The organism is Terrabacter tumescens, from assembly GCF_014646815.1.
Lineage (GTDB): Bacteria > Actinomycetota > Actinomycetes > Actinomycetales > Dermatophilaceae > Terrabacter > Terrabacter tumescens.
Map to the genome: position 1 here is coordinate 162166 of NZ_BMNZ01000003.1, position 14402 is coordinate 176567.

A 14402-nucleotide genomic window follows, 5' to 3' on the forward strand; every position below is an offset into this window, starting at 1 on the left:
GGCCCAGCGGCCTACGCGCTCAGGTGGTCAGCCGCAGCTCACCCCATGTGCGGGTAGGCGTGGTTCGTCGGCGGGACGAACGTCTCCTTGATCGAGCGGACGCTCGTCCAGCGCAGCAGGTTCTGCGCGGCGCCCGCCTTGTCGTTGGTGCCCGAGGCTCGGCCGCCGCCGAACGGCTGCTGGCCGACGACGGCGCCGGTCGGCTTGTCGTTGACGTAGAAGTTGCCCGCGGCGAAGCGCAGGCGCTTCGTGGCGTCGGCGATGACGCGGCGGTCCTGGGCGATGATCGAGCCGGTCAGGCCGTAGGGCGCGAAGCGCTCCATCTGGTCGAGGACCGTGTCGTACTGCGCGTCGGGGAAGACGTGCACCGACAGGATCGGGCCGAAGTACTCGGTGCGGAAGGACTCGTCGGCCGAGTCCTTGATCTCGAGGACTGTCGGGCGCACGAAGTAGCCGACCGAGTCGTCGTACGTGCCGCCCGCGACGACGTCGATGCCCTTGGTGGCGTAAGCGCGGTCGATGGCGTCCTTGTGCTTGGCGAAGGCCCGGTCGTCGATGACGGCGCCCATGAAGTTGGACAGGTCGGTGACGTCGCCCTGGGTCAGGCCGTTGGTGATGTCGACGAGGTCGCCCTTGATCTGCTTCCAGACCGAGGCCGGGACGTAGGCGCGCGAGGCGGCCGAGCACTTCTGGCCCTGGAACTCGAAGGCACCGCGGATCATCGCGGTGCGCAGCACGGCCGGGTCGGCGCTCGGGTGGGCGAGGATGAAGTCCTTGCCGCCGGTCTCCCCGACGAGCCGGGGGTAGGTGCGGTAGCGGTCGAGGTTGGTGCCGACCTCGTGCCACAGGTGCTTGAACGTCGGCGTCGAGCCGGTGAAGTGGATGCCGGCGAGGTCCTCGTCCGCGAGGGCGGCCTTGCTGACGTTGATGCCGTCGCCGGTCACCATGTTGATGACGCCGGGCGGCATGCCGGCCTCCTCGAGCAGCTCCATCGTCAGCTGGGCCGCGAGCTGCTGCGTCGGGCTCGGCTTCCATACGACGGTGTTGCCCATGAGCGCCGGCGCGGTCGGCAGGTTGCCGGCGATGGCCGTGAAGTTGAACGGCGTGATCGCGTAGACGAAGCCCTCGAGGGAGCGGTAGTCCGAGCGGTTCCAGATGCCCTTGGCGTTGAGCGGCGGCTGCTGCTCGAGGATCTGCCGGGCGAAGTGGACGTTGATGCGCCAGAAGTCGATGAGCTCGCACGCCGCGTCGATCTCGGCCTGGTAGGCCGTCTTGCTCTGGCCGAGCATCGTCGCGGCGTTGAGCCGCGCACGCCACGGGCCGGAGAGCAGCTCGGCGGCCTTGAGCAGGATGGCCGCCCGGTCGTCGAAGGACAGCTCGCGCCACATCGGGGCGGCGGCCTTGGCGGCGTCGACGGCTGCCTGGCCCTCCTTGACGGTGGCGTTGCGCAGGGTGCCGAGCACCTTGCGGTGCGCGTGCGGCTGGCGCACGGCGATCTTGCGGCCCGTGCCGACCACGCGCTCACCGTTGATCGTGTGGGGCAGCTCGGTCTGGGTCGACCCCAGCTCGGCGAGGGCCACCTCGAGCGCGGCTCGCTCGGGCGAGCCCGGTGCGTAGTCGAGCACCGGCTCGTTGGCCGGTGCGGGCACGTGGGTCACGGCGTCCATCAAGTTCTCCTGCGGGTCGGCACGGGGTCTCGCCGGTCAGGGCGAGCGGGGTGGCCCGCCTCGTGGGCGGGCCACCCCATCGTTCCATGCCTGCCGCAGCGGCCGTCAGTGCAGGACGGGGATGCTCCACGGGTAGCGGAAGGACTCACCGCGGTTGGCGGCCATCGCGGCGCGCACGTGGTACCAGATGCCGGCGAGGACGGCGACGATCCAGACGATGATCGCGACCGGGATGAGGATCACGGTGAAGAACATGACCCAGCCGGCGATGATCGCGACCCACACGGCGAGGTTGAAGTTGAAGGACCCGGCCGCCGCCTGGCGCACGAAGGCGCTGCGGTCCTTGTAGATGGCCCAGATGACGAGGGGTCCGACGAAGCTGAGCCAGCCCACGGAGATGACGGCGGCGACGAGTGCGGCGAGGTGGCCGAGGACGGCCCACGTGCGCTCCTCGCTCGTCGGCGTGAGCGACTGGCCGGACGACGGGTTCGGGATCGGATGTGTCATGACCCCATCGTCGCGCGAGCAGGGCCGGTTCCGCTGCTGGGGAGAGCCCTGAGCCGACCCTGAGCGGTCCCCGACCCCGCCCTGTGCCGATCGGGGTGCCGATCGGGGTGCCGATCGGGGTGTCGGTCGGGGTGCGGGTCGGGGTGCCGGTGGGGGTGCCGGTCGGGGTGTCGCCGGGCTGTTGGCCGCTGCGCCTTCGGTCTCGTATGCCGTGTGGTCAGGCCGAGGCGCCCACCGTGTCCTCGACGTCGAGCGAGCAGACGGTGCTGGCCGGGTCCGAGATGCCGATGGTCGACAGGAGCGTGAGCGTCAGCTCGTGGTGCCCGCGCGCACCGGGGTGGAACGTGTCGTCGAGCCATCCCTCCGGGGCGACGTCGTCGCCGGCGTCGGCCGCAGCGGCCGCCCAGGCACCGGCGTGGTCGACGACGAGCACCCCGAGGTCGCGCGCCACCTCGCGCACCGCTTCGGAGTAGAGGGCGATGAGGCCGGGCCCCCGGCCGCCGTCCTCGAGCACGGGAGGGGGCGTCTGCAGCACGACGGTGGCGCCGACGTCGCGGGAGCGCTGGACGATCTGGTCGAGGCGGTAGCGGAACCCGCGCACGCCGTCCTCGCCCGCGAGGATGTCGTTGGTCCCGAACATGACGAAGACGACGTCGGGCGCGAACCGCCCTGCCCGCCAGTGGAACTCGGGCAGCAGGTCCTCGGTCGTGGCGCCGGACACTCCGGAGTTGATGACCGCGTCACCGCGCCGACCGAGCTCGCCGCGGACCCGCTCGGCGAAGTGCTCGACGTAGCCACGCCGCCCGTGCGTGTGCGTGACGCCCTGGGTGATGCTGTCGCCGAGGAACACCCAGGTCACGGGTGGCCCGGAGAGGATCTCGCGCAGTCGGTCGGCATCGCGGCGGGCGTACTCGTCAGCGGTGAAGTCCATCCGCGCAAGGTAACAAGGGATCGAGCGCCCGCGACTCCCCCGGACCAGCACGTGGGACGGTCAGGCGGCCCCGGCACGACGGTGGCCGACGGCGTTCGCGGCCTCGGTCTCCGCCGCCGGTGTGAGGGGCTGCGGCCGGTCCTCACCGTGCAGGCTGGCATCGACCGGCAGCCGGTCGACGAACCGCGCCACCGCTCCCCCGACCGCAGCGTCCGCGAGGAGGCGTCGGTGGCCGAGCCCCGCCGTCGAGAGCAGCTGCCCGTCGGGCCAGGACCGCACGAGACGGGTCGACGGCTCGTGCGGCACCTCTCGGTCGAGCAGGTCGTGGACGACGAGCAGCTCGGGTCGCCCGGCCGCCGGGAGGCCGCCGGAGATCGTGACGAGGTCGAGCTCGTCCGGCCCGTAGCCGGTGCGCAGCCGCACGCGGTCGACGAGTCTTCGGGTCGTCCGCTCCCCGAGGCCCAGCTCGGCCCGCAGCACGGCGAGCAGGTCGGGTATGCCGCTCGGCGGGGCGAGGAGCACGAGACGCTCTGCTGCAAGCCAGCCGTCGCGGATGGCGAGGAGCGAGCTGAGCGCTCCCATCGAGTGGGCGACCACGGCGCGGGCCGGACCGAAGCGCGCGGCGACGGCATCGAGGGAGCGACCGAGCTCGACGGCGTCGCTCGAGGAGGCGCCGTGGACGCCGGCGTCGGAGCGGCCGTGGCTGAGGCCGTCGAAGGCGACGACCCGCAGGCCGCGGTCGAGGAGCGGCGCGACGAGCGGCACCAGCTGCTCGAGACTCCCGCCCCAGCCGTGCACGAGGTAGACGACCGGGCCCTTGCCCCAGACCCACCCCCGGACCGCCCGACCCCGCAGGCGCACCTCGAAGGGGGCCGCGAGCAGCTCCCGGATCGGCACGCTGGTGCCCGACACCGGGGCCGGCGTGCGTGGCGCCGGGAGCCGGAACCACACGTCCTCGGCCAGCCGCGCCACGAGACCGGGCCAGGTTGGTTCGAGGACGCGGAAGACGCTTCGCGTAATAGACCGAACGATCGTGCTTTTCTGAACCGATGAGAAAGCCATGTCTGCTCCTGATGAGATCGGTGGACGTCGTGCGTGACGGGCGAGAGGAAGGGGCGGCCGAGGTCATGCCGTCCGGGCGGCGGCGCGGCAGCTGTCGACGAGGCGGTCGAAGGCGCGGCGCGCGCGCTCCTCGGCCCGGCCGTCGCGCATGAGCCGGCGGGCGTGGTGGTGGGCGAGGATGATGCCCTCGAGCTCGTAGGCGAACTGCTCGGGGTCCACGTCGTCGCGGAAGTGCCCCTCGCTCACGGCCGTGCCGACGATGAGGGTGAGGGACTCGAGCTTGTCGCGCTCCGCGCGCACGAGCTCGTCCCGGACGGGGCCCTCCTGGTCGTCGAACTCGCTTGCGGCATCGACGAAGATGCACCCGCCGTCGAAGGCGGTGGACTGCCAGGTGATCCAGCGCTCGAAGAACTCCCGCACACGCGGCTCGCCACGAGGCGCGGCGACCGTCGGTCGCAGGACGACGTCGGTGAAGCGGTCCCGGGCATACTGGAGGACCTGGACCTGGAGCGCCTCCTTCGAGGCGAAGTGGGCATAGAGCCCGCTCTTGCTCAGCCGGGTCGCCGCGGCGAGGGTGCCGATGGTGAGGCCGCCCAGCCCGACGAGCGAGGCCAGCTCGGTCGCCTCCTCGAGGATGGCGGCCTTCGTGCTCTCACCCTTGCCCATGCGCTCCATAAAAGCACGATCGTTCGGCCCTGACAAGGGTGGTGGCGAGGTCCGTCCGGTCAGCCGGCATCGGCGAGCCAGGAGCGCACGATCGCCGCCCAGACCGCGACGCTGTCGGGCACGATGCTCCGGGCGTCGTCGTCGAGGCGCCGCACGAGCTCCTCGACCGTGACCCACTCACCCCACGACACCTCCTCGGGCTGCCACCGGATGGGACCGTCCCACGTCGCCACGAACCGGAAGGCCCGGTAGCGGGTGTGCTCGTCGGCGTAGTCCGCGACACCGAGGGCCTCGAGCGGCACCCCCGTGACCCCGAGCTCCTCCTCGACCTCCCGGACCGCGCCCAGGCCCGGATCCTCCCCCGCCAGGACGACCCCGCCGGCCGCGAAGTCGAGCAGGCCGGGGTAGACGTCCTTGGTCGTGGTGCGCCGGTGCAGGTAGACCCGACCGATCGGGTCGCGCACGACGATGGAGGATGCCGCGTGGCGCAGGTTGCGCGCCCGCATCACCGAGCGCGGCGCCGACCCGACGACCTCGCCAGCGTCGTCGTAGAGCGCGACCACCTCGTCGGCTATGTCCGCCGCCCTCAGCCGGGAAAGAACGAGCGCACGTCGTCGAGCTCGGTGACGTCGTACCAGAGCAGCTCGTCGGCCTCCTCGTCGACGCCGACCGTGACCTCGTCGTCGACGTGGAAGGACGCGACCCGCGACAGCGGGAGGGGCGCCGTGACCACGACCTTCGACACGGGCGCGCCGTCACGCGGTGACACCCAGGTCGGGTCGGCGTCGGCGGCCGCGACGACCCGGCGGTCCGCACGCGAGGACCGCAGCCGGGCGGCGGCCTCGACGGCGTCGCTGAAGGCGGCGTACTCGAGGTCCTCCACGTCGAGACCCGGCGCCGCCGCCTCGAGACCCGAGGTCACGGCATACGCCGTCCGTGGGGTGCCCGGTCCGGCCGCGAGCGCGCCCGTCGACGCGAGCTCCTCGAGACCCGCGCGACCCAGCGGCACGTAGATGCGCACGACGGGCATCAGGACTCCCTCCCGCTCGTCAGCTCGGCGAGCGACTCGACGATGGACTGGCCGAGCACGTCGACGTCGGGCATGGCGTCGCGGTCGGCGTTGAGGCCGAAGTAGACGCCGCCGTTGTAGGACGTGACGCCGATGGACAGGGCCTGGCCCTTGGCGAGCGGCGTGACCGGGTAGGTCGAAAGCATCTCGGCGTCGCCGGCGTAGAGCGGGCTCTGCGGGCCCGGCACGTTGGTGATCATGACGTTGTAGAGCCGGCGCGACATCGCCGAGCCGAGGCGCGCGCCGAGCGCGTGCAGCGTGGGCGGCGCGAACCCGGCGAGGTTGGCGAGCGAGGTGGCCCCGACGGCCTGGCCGCCCTCCATCTGCTGGCGCATCGCGAACGCGATCTGGTGCAGCCGCATCGAGGCGCCGGGCTCGCCCACCGGCAGGTTGACGACGCACGCCATCACCTGGTTGGCGTACATCCCGGCCGGGTCGTCGCCGTAGATGCTGACCGGCACCATGGCGCGCACCGACGTGTGGGGGCTGACCGCCTCGCCCCGGCCGAGCAGCCAGGCGCGGAAGCCGCCCGCGATCGTGGCGAGCACGACGTCGTTGATCGTCACGTCCTCGGCGTAGGCACCGCGCGCGAGGCGCTTGCGCACGAGCCGGTAGTCCTCGAGGTCGGTCGCGATCATGACCCACCGGCGGGCCGAGCCGATCTCGGCGTTGAGCGGCGAGTCGGGGGCCGGTCGCGCCGCCGTGCGCGCGACGGTCGAGAGCACCTGCCCCGCGGACTCGACGGCGCGCATCCCGACGTTGAGGGCGTCGTTGAGGCCCCCGCGGACGAGGTCGACGACCTGGGTCGGGCGGCGCACGGCGTCGATGACCGCACCGGTCACGAGCTCGACCGACGACGGCGGCCGGCTCGGCTCCCACGGCACCACGAGGTCGTCCTCGTCCTCGCCCTTGACGGAGTCGACGATGACGTGGGCGATGTCGAGGGCGTTGACGCCGTCGATGAGGGCGTGGTGGGTCTTGGTGACGATGGCGAACCGGCCGTCGTGCAGCCCCTCTACGAGGTAGACCTCCCACAGCGGGCGGGTGCGGTCGAGCTTGCGCGGCTGGACGCGGGCGACGAAGTCCTGCAGCTGGCGGTCGCTGCCCGGCCGCGGCAGGCCCGCGCGGCGCACGTGGTAGCCCAGGTCGAACGCCTCGTCGTCGACCCACACCGGGTTGGCGATGCGTCCCGGGACGTCGAGGACCTTCTGACGGAAGCGGGGGATCGCGCCGATGCGGCTCTCGATGATCCGCACGAGCTGGTCGTAGTCGAAGCCCTCGCGCGGGGGCTGGAAGACCATGACCGACCCGACGTGCATCGACGTGGTGGACTCCTCGAGGTAGAGGAACGACGCGTCGAGCGAGGTCAGGCGGTCAGACATGGTCACACTCTGCCAGACCGCCCTGCCTAGGATCGTGGCCATGCGAGCGTTTCGAGCCCTTCCGTATGCCGTGTGCGTCCTCGCCCTCGCCGGCGCAGGCGCCTGCTCCTCCGCCAGCCCCGAGCCCGGGGCCGGCGGGGCCACCGGCGTCGTGTCGACCGGCAGCGTCAAGCGCCTCGCGGTGACGATCAGCGGCACCACGGTGACGCCGGCGCCGGCGCAGGTCGACCTGCCGATCGGTTCGACCCTCGAGCTCGTCGTGACGAGCGACCACGACGACGAGCTGCACGCCCACGGCTTCGACGTCGAGGCGCAGCTCAAGGCGGGCGCGCCGACGACGCTGCGGCTCACCGCCACCGAGGCCGGCGCCTACGAGGTCGAGACGCACGACCCGGCCCTGACGCTGCTCACCGTCGCCGTCCGCTGACCGTGGCGCTCCTCGCTCCCCTGGTGGCTCCTGCGCTCGCTCCGGCCCACGGGGTCGGCAGCCGCGGCGACCTGCCGCTGCCGTTCACGGCGCTCGTCATCGCGGCCGTCGCGGCGCTCGTCATCTCGTTCGTCGCCATCGGCACGCTATGGCGCGAGCCCCGCCTGCGCGACACCGACGGCCTGCTGCTGCCGGGTCCGATGGCCGCGCTACTCGACTCGAGGTGGCTGCGCGTCGTCGCCCGGGTCCTCGCGGCAGCCCTGACGCTGTGGACCCTGACCGCCCTCGTCCTCGGCCCCGACTCGGCGCGCAACCCCGTGCCGCACGTCGTCTACGTCTGGCTGTGGGTCGGCCTCGCCTTCGCCTCCATGCTCCTCGGGCCGGTGTGGCGGGTCATCAACCCGCTCCGGTGGCTGCACGCGGGGCTGCTCCGTCTGGCCCGGGTGTCGCCGGACCTCGCCGCCCTGCCGTACCGGTGGGGCCTCTGGCCGGCGGCCATCGGCCTCGGCACGTTCACGTGGGTCGAGCTCGTCGCCGAGGACAACACCTCGCTCGGCTTCCTCCGGCTGCTCATTGCCGGCTTCATCGCCGTGTCGCTGCTCGGCGCCGCCGTCTTCGGCCGCACGTGGTTCGACCACGCGGACCCCTTCGAGGCGTGGTCCCGGCAGCTCGGCCTGCTCTCCCCGCTCGGCCGGCGCCCCGACGGACGCTGGGTGCTGCGCACTCCCCTGCACGGCGTCAACGGCCTGCGAGGCCAGCGAGGACTCGTGCCCACGGTCGCCGTCATGCTCGGCGGCACGGCCTACGACGGCTTCTCGGCGAACCTGTCGTGGGCGACCTTCGTGCAGACCTCGCCGGTCCCCTCGTCGCTGCTGCGGACGGCGACGCTGCTCGCCTTCTTCGGTCTCGTGGCCACGACGATCTGGCTGGCGTCGGTGGTGTCGGTGCGCCTCGCCGGCGAGCCGTTCGCGCGCTCGTTCTCGTTCGTCAGCGACATCGCGCCGTCCCTCATCCCCATCGCCGGCGGCTACGTCATCGCGCACTACTGGTCGCTCTGGGTCTACCAGGGGCAGTACGCCTGGCGCCTGCTCACCGACCCGCTCGGGACCGGAGCCGACCTGCTCGGCACCGCCGACCTGACCCCGAACGACCTGCTCATCCAGCCGACGCTCGTCGCGACGATCCAGGCCGTGAGCATCGTCGTCGGGCACCTGCTCGGCGTCCTGGCCGCCCACGAGCGCGCCATCACGGTGCTCGACCGCCGCTCGGCCGTGGTCGGCCAGGTGCCGCTCATGGTCGTCATGATCTTCTACACCCTGGGCGGCCTGACCATCCTCTTCGCTCCCTGACCCGGACCTCGTCCGCCGGGCCTCGGCCGGACCTGGGGCCTGACGGGCCCCGTGAGGGCGTGGGAGGACCGTCAGGCCCCGACGGCTGCCGACGACCCGCGGCGTGCGCTCCCACGCCGCCGGTCACGGCGGCCACGGCGGTCACGGCGCGCCTCGGCCGGCGAGGTCCACGGGAGCACTGCGGTGGCGAGGTCGGCCACGGCGGTGCGCGCCGGTGAGTCGGGTGCGTGCTCGACGAGCGAGCGCCCGGCGAGCAACGCCCCGTCCAGCGCACCGGGGTCGTCGGGGACGAAGCGCACCGACGTCAGCCCGGCGAAACGCAGGAGCGAGTCGGCGATGCGCGACTCCGGGCGCGAGCCCACGGCGCCGCTCCGGACGCGGTTGACCACCGGGACCGGCTCACCGGAGGGGACGGTGCCGAGCTCCTGGAGGCCGCGGACGAAGCGTTGCAGCGCCACGGGGTCGGCGCCACCGACGGCCACGACGACGTCGGAGGCCGCGAGAGAGGTCAGCGTCGCCTCGTTGCGGCGTGGCGCAACGGTGTCGTAGCTCAGCTCCTCGTCGTCCTCGAGGCAGAAGCCGCAGTCGACGACGACCACCTGCACGAGGGCCCGGCTCAGCTCGAGCACCCGCTCGAGGGCGGCTGCCCGCACCTCCGGCCAGCGCTCCGCCTTGGGCAGGCCGGTCAGCACACGCAGGCCCGGGACCACCGTGGGCGCGATGCGCGCGAGGGCGGGCAGGTCGAGCAGCCCCTGGTCGGCCGCGCGACAGGCCGCCGCGATCCCCGGCGCCTCGTCGAGCAGGCCGAGGGTCTGGGCCACGCACCCGCCGTAGGTGTCGGCGTCGACGAGGAGCACCTCGACGCCGCGGCCGGCGATCTCGGCAGCCAGCGTCGTCGCGATCGTCGTGCGCCCGGGCGCGCCGGTGGGCCCCCAGACCGCCACGACCGGGGCGCGCTCCGGGCCACGTCGCGTGGTGGTCGGCAGCTCGTCGCCGTCAGGGGCGTGTCCAGCGTCTGCCTCGTCGTCCTCGGCACCGGCGGGTCGCCAACCCGCGACCCCACCGGCTTCTCCACCTGTGGCAACACTCGTGAGATCGCGAGCATCGCCGGCTGCCGTCGCCGGCAGGGGTCCGGACGGGTCGTACGGCTCCCCCTGTGCTGACGGTGCCGACGGTGCCGACGGTGCGGAGGAGCCGGCGGACCCGGCCGGCTCGGACGCACGCAGCGAGGCCTCGAGCTCGTCGACCCCACCGGGGCCCGCCTCGAGGGTCGTGGTCCAGCGTTCGGCATCCGCGTCGACGGGAAGCGCGTCCGACACGGTGAGCTGGCGGAGCCGGCGCTCGCCGGCCTCGTCGTCGGCGGGATGGACCCCGATGACGCGGATCCGGTTGGCACGCAGGCGGTTGACGACTCCGAGGTCGAGCCCACGCAGGTCGGAGGAGATGACGGCCGTGTCGCCGAGACCCGCCTCGGCCACCGAGAGCAGCTCGGAGACGTCGGCGCAGCGACGGCTCACGGTCACACCGCGCACACCCTCGAGCGTCGTGGCGACCGCCGCCTCCCACTGGTGGCTCAGGGCGGTCAGGACCTCGGTCATGCTCCGCCGCCGGTCGCGGCACCGACGGACGGCACCAGGGTCAGCTTCGCCTCGCCGTCCACCGCCTCGACGAGCGGCTGCACCTTGTCGGAGGGCACGTAGATCTGCACCGACGTCATCCAGCCGGAGCCGAAGCTGCCACTGTTCGTCAGGACGGCCGCCACGGCAGCGGACTCGAGGACCTTCTTCGTCGGGGTCGTGGCGGCGTCGCTCGTGCTCGAGGCCTTCGGCGTCACGAAGACGTCGACGCGGCTGCCCCGGGTCAGGCCCGTGGTCGACATGGCGTCCGCGCGCACTGTCACCCGCTGGACGTCGATGGCGTCGGCGTCGCCGACGGCAGAGACGGGCACCAGCTCCCCTGCGCGCACGTCGCGCAGCATGAACGCCCCGGTCGGCGCCGGCGCATCCGCCGGGAGGTAGCCGGTCATCCCGTCCGCGAGGCGCACGTCCGCGCGCGCGAAAGAGGTCTCCTCGACCTCGTCACCGGCCACGAGGTTGCTCGCGGCCACCCAGACCGGCACCCTGTCGTCGGCGCTGGCGACCGCCTTGGCCCCGAGCGTCGCGGCGACGACGACGAGGAGCACGCCCACGACGAGGCGGCTGTCACGCCACGACGGGCGCTGAAGGCGTTTGGCGCTGGGAGAGGCCAGCTCGGTCATGGGACCCCCTGTGGTCCGTCGGTGGATGTCCGGGCGACACCGGTTCGGTCACCGGCAGGCGCGGCATCATCTTGCATCACCCGGGGACGGAGCGCCCCTCGAGGCGCACAGGTGGGGACGACGGACGAGGGCACCTCCGGGAATCTCTAGGATGAGGTCGTCCCCCGGACTGTCCCCCTGAGCGCACGGCGACAGGTCTTCCGGGAGGAGGTGCCCGTACCTCCCGCGTGGGGGTACGGGTGAGATCAAGACCGTCGACCGGCGGTGCCAGAGGAGGAGTTCAACGTGGCCCAGCGGTTCCTGCAGCTCGCCGAGGTGTCGGAGATCCTCAACATCTCCTCGGCGCAGGCCTACGCCCTCGTGCGGTCGGGCGAGCTGCCCGCCATCAAGATCGGCGGTCGGGGCCAGTGGCGGGTCGAGGCCACCGAGCTCGAGAGCTACATCCAGCGGATGTATGCCGAGACGAAGTCGTTCGTGCAGGCCCATCCCTTCGGCGCGGCCGGCGACGAGTGACCCGCAGCGCCTGACGGGTCGGGACCGGTCCGCGATCCGGCTCACGGTCGGGTGACCGCGATGACCGGATGACCCGATGATCCGATGACCCGATGACCCAGGGGTTCACCCCTGGAGACGGCGGACCGAACCGAGGGACCAGAACGGCACGAGCAGCCGGCCCGTGACGTTGGCCGTGCGGCGCCTCTCGTCGGAGGCGTGCTCGGCGAGCTCCAGGTGGTCGGCGCCGACGACGTCGATCGTCCCGGTGGCCGCGTGGCCGTCGACGTCGACGAGCTCGACCACCGCCCTGTCGCGGCTGACCGCACGCAGGGCCGCACCCAGCCCGAACCGTTTGGCGACGACGGACGGCATGCGCGCACCGGCCCCGAGCCCGGAGACGGACCGGACCGCGGGAAGCGCCACGAGCACGGGTCGCTCCGGCGCGGGCTCGACGAGCGCCCAGTCCGGCCCCACGTCCACGAGTCGGCCCGAGACGACCCGTCCCGGCAGACGCAGCGCGACCTGCGGGGTGTCCACGTTGGCGAGCAGCCGGGTGTGGACGTCGAGCAGCGCCCGCTCGCGGCGCGTGCGGTCGGCCACCTCGGACTCGAGCTCGAGCACCTCGTCCAGGACGAGCTGCGCCTCGAGATCGTCGAAGAGTCGGTCCCACCTCATGTGCCCAGCCTTCCTCGGGCGGACGACGACGGCCACCCGGTACCTGTCTTCACCAAAAGCATACTTGACCAAACAGATGCAAACAGCATTAAATAAAGTCATGCGCAGGGGATCACAGTCACAGCACGAGCTCGACGAACCGTCCCGGCCAGCACGGTCTCGACCTCGGCGAGGCGGCGAAGCCGGAAACAGCGGGCGCATCCCGAGCTCCAGTCGGCCGGTTCGCGAGGTCGGGGTCGCGCTCGTCGGTCTCGGCATCGCCACGGCCGCCATCGCCCTCTTCGTGACCGTCGTCCGCCAGGCACCCACGCTGTCCGGGGCGACCCGGCCCGACGACGTCCTGCTCGCCCTCCTCGGCTGGGTGGGTCTGCTGCTGGCGGGCTGGCTCGCACTCGGATCCCTCCTCGCCGTGGCGGCCCTGTTGCCCGGCGCGGCCGGGAGGACGGCGGCGGCCGTCGCGGAGCGCGTCACCCCCGTGGCGGTGCGCAAGGTGCTGGCCCTCGCACTCGGAGCCTCCGTCGGCTCGCTGGCCCTCCCACCGACCCTCATCTCCGTCGCCGGCTCAGGTCCAGTCACGCGCACCACCGACGGCTCTGCCCCACGCATCGACGCGGCCGCGTCGAACCGGCTGGCTCCCGGCTTCGCCCCGACCGAGGCGACCCCCGGCTTCCTCCCGACCTCGGACGCTGCGCGCGCCTCCGCGTCCTCCGCGTCCTCCGCGTCCTCCGCGTCCTCCGCGTCCTCCGCGTCCTCCGCGTCCGCGGCGACGCGACCAGCGGCGGTCCCTGGCGCCCCGGCCGGGCCTGGCTACGCCCCCACGGACACGGACCCCGACTCGGCCGAGGCCGGCTCCTCCCGCGGCTCTCGCGCCGGCAGCACCGGCGCCCCGGCCAGAACCACCCCCGGTCCCGGCTACGTCCCGACGACGCCGACGCCGGTCCATGACGTCGAGCGCCCGCGGCTGCTGGCACCGACCCCGCGCCGCACGACCGCGGCCCACGACCTCGTCACCGTCCGCCGCGGCGACTCGCTCTGGTCCATCGCGGCCCGGCACCTGGGACCGGGCACCAGCGACGCCGAGATCGCGTGGGAGTGGCCCCGGTGGTACGCCGCCAACCGCGCCGTCGTGGGTGACGACCCCGACCTGCTCGTTCCCGGGCAGCTGCTCCGACCGCCGCCCTCCACGTCAGCTCCCACCTCCCACCGTTCGACCCTTCACCCCTCCGCCCCCGAGGCCGGCGCCACGAGCGCCCCTGCACCGCAAGGAGCCCAGTGATGACGCGAACGCCGACGACCACCTCGTCCACCTCCCCCACAGCCTCACCCGCGGCCTCACCCGCGGCGTCCGCCGCACGCGACGGCTTCACCGTGCGCCGCATCCCGCAGACCGCTCCCCGGATCATCAGCGCCGACGAGGCCTGGCACGGCGAGCAGCCCTACGCCCAGGACGCGCTCGCCCTCGACTTCTTCGGGGCCCGCGACGACGAGGAGTTCGGCCGCCAGCCCACCCGCACGAGCCAGCTCCCCGACCCTGCACCGCTCGTGGGCCAGCTCGCCCAGGCGATCATGGAGGTCGTCTCCGGCCAGCGCCCGGCCCCGCAGCTCATCCGGCACACCGCACCGACCATCTACTCCGTCATCGCCCGTCAGGCCATGGTGGCGGGTCGCCGCCGCGCGCCAGGGCCACGACGGCCGGCGATCGTGCGCCGCGTGCGGGTGTGCGAGCCCGCCGACGGGATCATCGAGGCGTGTGCGGTCGTCGTGTCGCACGGCCGGGTCCGGGCGCTCGCTCTGAGGCTCGAGGGACTCGACGGTCGCTGGCTCGTCACGGCCCTGACGATCGGCTGACCCGACCCGGATCACGACCACCTCGCGACCACTGGCGAAACGACGCAGACAGGACGCGGACAGGACG

At 73.0% G+C, this 14402-nt stretch carries 16 protein-coding genes; 5 read left to right on the forward strand and 11 right to left on the reverse strand.

The annotated features are described in order from the left end of the window. Nucleotides 1–38: 38 nt before the first annotated feature. The 8 genes from pruA to IEY30_RS08160 form a co-directional block, all read right to left on the reverse strand. Entirely contained in the window at nt 39–1667 is a 1629-nt protein-coding gene (pruA, locus tag IEY30_RS08125; protein WP_030194826.1) for an L-glutamate gamma-semialdehyde dehydrogenase, read from the reverse strand. Between the two features lie 105 nt (nt 1668–1772). Beyond that, on the reverse strand, nt 1773–2174 hold the full coding sequence (locus IEY30_RS08130; RefSeq protein ID WP_030194823.1) for a DUF4870 domain-containing protein: 402 nt from the start codon (nt 2172–2174) through the stop codon (nt 1773–1775). Nucleotides 2175–2391: 217 nt separating this feature from the next. After that, complete coding sequence (locus IEY30_RS08135; protein ID WP_030194820.1) at nt 2392–3105, reverse strand: SGNH/GDSL hydrolase family protein; 714 nt, start codon at nt 3103–3105, stop codon at nt 2392–2394. A 60-nt stretch (nt 3106–3165) separates the two neighbouring features. Continuing rightward, nucleotides 3166–4017 carry an alpha/beta hydrolase gene (locus IEY30_RS08140; protein ID WP_162180984.1) on the reverse strand — a complete coding sequence of 284 codons (852 nt, stop codon included), beginning with the start codon at nt 4015–4017 and terminating at the stop codon, nt 3166–3168. A gap of 213 nt (nt 4018–4230) precedes the next feature. Further along, complete coding sequence (locus IEY30_RS08145; protein ID WP_229674906.1) at nt 4231–4842, reverse strand: TetR/AcrR family transcriptional regulator; 612 nt, start codon at nt 4840–4842, stop codon at nt 4231–4233. 50 nt (nt 4843–4892) lie between these two features. Then, complete coding sequence (locus IEY30_RS08150) at nt 4893–5396, reverse strand: NUDIX hydrolase (protein WP_030194809.1); 504 nt, start codon at nt 5394–5396, stop codon at nt 4893–4895. A gap of 23 nt (nt 5397–5419) precedes the next feature. Beyond that, on the reverse strand, nt 5420–5863 hold the full coding sequence (locus IEY30_RS08155) for a DUF6912 family protein (RefSeq protein WP_030194806.1): 444 nt from the start codon (nt 5861–5863) through the stop codon (nt 5420–5422). Beyond that, on the reverse strand, nt 5863–7284 hold the full coding sequence (locus IEY30_RS08160; RefSeq protein ID WP_030194803.1) for a WS/DGAT/MGAT family O-acyltransferase: 1422 nt from the start codon (nt 7282–7284) through the stop codon (nt 5863–5865). Before IEY30_RS08160 ends, IEY30_RS08155 begins: the two co-directional genes overlap by 1 nt. A 40-nt stretch (nt 7285–7324) precedes the next feature. Here IEY30_RS08160 and IEY30_RS08165 point away from each other — a divergent pair, with 40 nt between their 5' ends. Together IEY30_RS08165 and IEY30_RS08170 are read left to right on the forward strand one after the other, a co-directional pair. Beyond that, the gene (locus IEY30_RS08165) at nt 7325–7711 is read left to right on the forward strand and encodes a hypothetical protein (protein ID WP_030194801.1); all 387 of its coding nucleotides are present in this window, start codon (nt 7325–7327) and stop codon (nt 7709–7711) included. Nucleotides 7712–7734: 23 nt separating this feature from the next. Then, nucleotides 7735–9060: a hypothetical protein gene (locus IEY30_RS08170; protein WP_043416339.1), complete on the forward strand. Its 1326-nt coding sequence runs from the start codon at nt 7735–7737 to the stop codon at nt 9058–9060. Between the two features lie 71 nt (nt 9061–9131). Here IEY30_RS08170 and IEY30_RS08175 read toward each other — a convergent pair whose 3' ends face one another. Both IEY30_RS08175 and IEY30_RS08180 read right to left on the reverse strand, forming a co-directional pair. Continuing rightward, entirely contained in the window at nt 9132–10658 is a 1527-nt protein-coding gene (locus IEY30_RS08175; protein WP_030194795.1) for a CpaE/TadZ family protein, read from the reverse strand. Beyond that, nucleotides 10655–11317 (reverse strand): CpaB family protein, encoded by a 663-nt coding sequence (locus IEY30_RS08180; RefSeq protein WP_043416117.1) that lies wholly within the window; start codon nt 11315–11317, stop codon nt 10655–10657. The genes IEY30_RS08175 and IEY30_RS08180 overlap by 4 nt, the downstream gene beginning before the upstream one ends. 285 nt (nt 11318–11602) lie before the next feature. On the opposite strand from IEY30_RS08180, the gene IEY30_RS08185 reads away from it, so the two are divergent. Continuing rightward, nucleotides 11603–11830 carry a helix-turn-helix domain-containing protein gene (locus IEY30_RS08185; protein WP_030194789.1) on the forward strand — a complete coding sequence of 76 codons (228 nt, stop codon included), beginning with the start codon at nt 11603–11605 and terminating at the stop codon, nt 11828–11830. Between the two features lie 105 nt (nt 11831–11935). Here IEY30_RS08185 and IEY30_RS08190 read toward each other — a convergent pair whose 3' ends face one another. Then, nucleotides 11936–12487: a hypothetical protein gene (locus IEY30_RS08190; RefSeq protein ID WP_030194787.1), complete on the reverse strand. Its 552-nt coding sequence runs from the start codon at nt 12485–12487 to the stop codon at nt 11936–11938. A gap of 283 nt (nt 12488–12770) precedes the next feature. Here IEY30_RS08190 and IEY30_RS08195 point away from each other — a divergent pair, with 283 nt between their 5' ends. Both IEY30_RS08195 and IEY30_RS08200 read left to right on the forward strand, forming a co-directional pair. Next, complete coding sequence (locus IEY30_RS08195; RefSeq protein WP_162180983.1) at nt 12771–13763, forward strand: LysM peptidoglycan-binding domain-containing protein; 993 nt, start codon at nt 12771–12773, stop codon at nt 13761–13763. After that, a complete protein-coding gene (locus IEY30_RS08200) occupies nt 13763–14335 on the forward strand; it encodes an Rv3235 family protein (RefSeq protein WP_052358342.1) in 573 nt (190 codons plus the stop codon). The genes IEY30_RS08195 and IEY30_RS08200 overlap by 1 nt, the downstream gene beginning before the upstream one ends. Nucleotides 14336–14402 lie beyond the last annotated feature (67 nt).

Bases quoted from the DNA above. Each gene is read 5' to 3' on its own strand.
- pruA (WP_030194826.1), bottom strand. From the start codon at position 1,667: ATGGACGCCGTGACCCACGTGCCCGCACCGGCCAACGAGCCGGTGCTC.
- IEY30_RS08130 (WP_030194823.1), bottom strand. From the start codon at position 2,174: ATGACACATCCGATCCCGAACCCGTCGTCCGGCCAGTCGCTCACGCCG.
- IEY30_RS08135 (WP_030194820.1), bottom strand. From the start codon at position 3,105: ATGGACTTCACCGCTGACGAGTACGCCCGCCGCGATGCCGACCGACTG.
- IEY30_RS08145 (WP_229674906.1), bottom strand. From the start codon at position 4,842: ATGGAGCGCATGGGCAAGGGTGAGAGCACGAAGGCCGCCATCCTCGAG.
- IEY30_RS08155 (WP_030194806.1), bottom strand. From the start codon at position 5,863: ATGCCCGTCGTGCGCATCTACGTGCCGCTGGGTCGCGCGGGTCTCGAG.
- IEY30_RS08160 (WP_030194803.1), bottom strand. From the start codon at position 7,284: ATGTCTGACCGCCTGACCTCGCTCGACGCGTCGTTCCTCTACCTCGAG.
- IEY30_RS08165 (WP_030194801.1), top strand. From the start codon at position 7,325: ATGCGAGCGTTTCGAGCCCTTCCGTATGCCGTGTGCGTCCTCGCCCTC.
- IEY30_RS08175 (WP_030194795.1), bottom strand. From the start codon at position 10,658: ATGACCGAGGTCCTGACCGCCCTGAGCCACCAGTGGGAGGCGGCGGTC.
- IEY30_RS08180 (WP_043416117.1), bottom strand. From the start codon at position 11,317: ATGACCGAGCTGGCCTCTCCCAGCGCCAAACGCCTTCAGCGCCCGTCG.
- IEY30_RS08190 (WP_030194787.1), bottom strand. From the start codon at position 12,487: ATGAGGTGGGACCGACTCTTCGACGATCTCGAGGCGCAGCTCGTCCTG.
- IEY30_RS08200 (WP_052358342.1), top strand. From the start codon at position 13,763: ATGACGCGAACGCCGACGACCACCTCGTCCACCTCCCCCACAGCCTCA.